Source organism: uncultured Campylobacter sp. (genome assembly GCF_938031315.1).
Classification (GTDB): Bacteria; Campylobacterota; Campylobacteria; order Campylobacterales; family Campylobacteraceae; genus Campylobacter_B.
This window is the reverse complement of record NZ_CALHHT010000268.1, coordinates 1-1,521: the sequence shown is the minus strand read 5'-3', so window position 1 is coordinate 1,521 and position 1,521 is coordinate 1. Positions and strand designations below refer to the sequence as shown.

Here is a 1,521-nt window from a genome sequence, read left to right as displayed (position 1 = left end):
GCGAGCTGAGCGCAAGCCCCTTTGAGAGCAAGGATGCCGCCCGCGAGTATTTTGTATGATAGATTGTATTAATGAATAACATAAAATTAGGATACAATATGGAACCCAAACGCTTCCCTGGTATTAAGGCTATTGTTTCGAATGATTTTTTTGACAAGAAGATTATTTTCGAGCTCATTACAGAAAATAAAAAGACAGTTTATATGAGCCATTCGGTTACAATAGGAGGAGGGATTATCTTTGTTGATAGCGAAAGATTTTTAAAATTATGGCGAAATAGCCTTTGTAGCACAGATAAAGAAATAAGTAATTTAACCAAAGAAAGCTGGCGGAGAGATTACAAATTTCATTGGGCAGAAGATGGTTTTAGGAAAGGTATTGAAAATCCGGTTCCATTAGCCGATATTTGTTGTACAGCTCATATAATCAAAGAATCTGTGTATGCAAAATATATGTGGGTATTTAGAAAACAAATATCTTGCAAAGAGAAAAAAGTATTATTCGTGTTCTTTTGTAGACGGGATAACGCGCACTATTTGGTTACTTTCTAATGGTGTACAATCTTTCCCACTACATTGCTATGACCCAAATGAAACAAAATATATAGCCAAACTTGCAGGAATCACAGAAAATGCTTATTATATCGGGTTACAAGATGAGGATGAACTAGGAATTTAAAATATTGATAGATTAAAATAATTTGAAACGAGTTAAAACTTCAAGCATATAGGTAGGACATCACATCAAAATATAAAAATAAATTTTTGGTATATAGTCAAAATTTAAGTCATTAAATTCAAATACTAGAATTTAATGACTAACTATTTTAATTTAAACTATTCTATCCACTTTACTACGTCATCTATGCTGCGGCGAATCTTTTGCGGTTGCGGTTTTACGCGGTAGCCGAAAGGCACGAGCAGCGCCACGCGGCGCTCGTTCCAATCGATGCCTAAAATTTCATTTAGCGCTGTGCGATCGAAGCCCTCTATCGGGCAGCTATCAATACCGCGGCTGGCGGCCTCGTTCATCATCGCCAAAGCCGGGAACATGCACTGCGCGTGCGACCAGTGAAATATCGCCTCGTCATTGTTTTTAAAGATCCCGCTTATGGCGTCTTCGTAAAATTTTAACGCAGAGGCTCTTTTCTCCTCGCTTGCAAACGAACGACGATTAACCATTTCGGCTATATAGGTGCTGCCCGCTTTAAATTCCTTGATCTTTGCCAAAATCACGATCAGATGCGAGCAGGTGGTGATCTGCTGCTGATCCCACGATTTTTCGCGGATCCGCTCGCGCAGCGCCTTGTTTTGTACGATCAAAAAATCCCAATGTTCTAACCCCATATAGCTGGGTGCCAGGATGCCCGCCTGCAAAATGGCGTCAAAATCGGCTTTGCCTACCTTTTTATTCTCGTCGAAAATTTTGCATGCGTGGCGAAATTTCATAATCTCTAAATACGTCATAGCCTCTCCTTAATTAGTTTTTGTAGATCAAATACCCGCCATCTTTGCGCCTGAT

At 39.5% G+C, this 1,521-nt stretch carries 2 protein-coding genes; one reads left to right on the top strand and one right to left on the bottom strand.

Going from position 1 to position 1,521, the window contains the following annotated elements; all coding sequences use genetic code 11:
* Positions 1-98 precede the first annotated feature (98 nt).
* On the top strand, positions 99-551 hold the full coding sequence (locus Q0236_RS06740; protein ID WP_297916286.1) for a hypothetical protein: 453 nt from the start codon (positions 99-101) through the stop codon (positions 549-551).
* A gap of 285 nt (positions 552-836) precedes the next feature.
* Here Q0236_RS06740 and Q0236_RS06735 read toward each other — a convergent pair whose 3' ends face one another.
* A complete protein-coding gene (locus Q0236_RS06735; protein ID WP_297916284.1) occupies positions 837-1,466 on the bottom strand; it encodes an NAD(P)H-dependent oxidoreductase in 630 nt (209 codons plus the stop codon).
* Positions 1,467-1,521 lie beyond the last annotated feature (55 nt).

Bases quoted from the DNA above. Each gene is read 5' to 3' on its own strand.
- Q0236_RS06740 (WP_297916286.1), top strand. From the start codon at position 99: ATGGAACCCAAACGCTTCCCTGGTATTAAGGCTATTGTTTCGAATGAT.
- Q0236_RS06735 (WP_297916284.1), bottom strand. From the start codon at position 1,466: ATGACGTATTTAGAGATTATGAAATTTCGCCACGCATGCAAAATTTTC.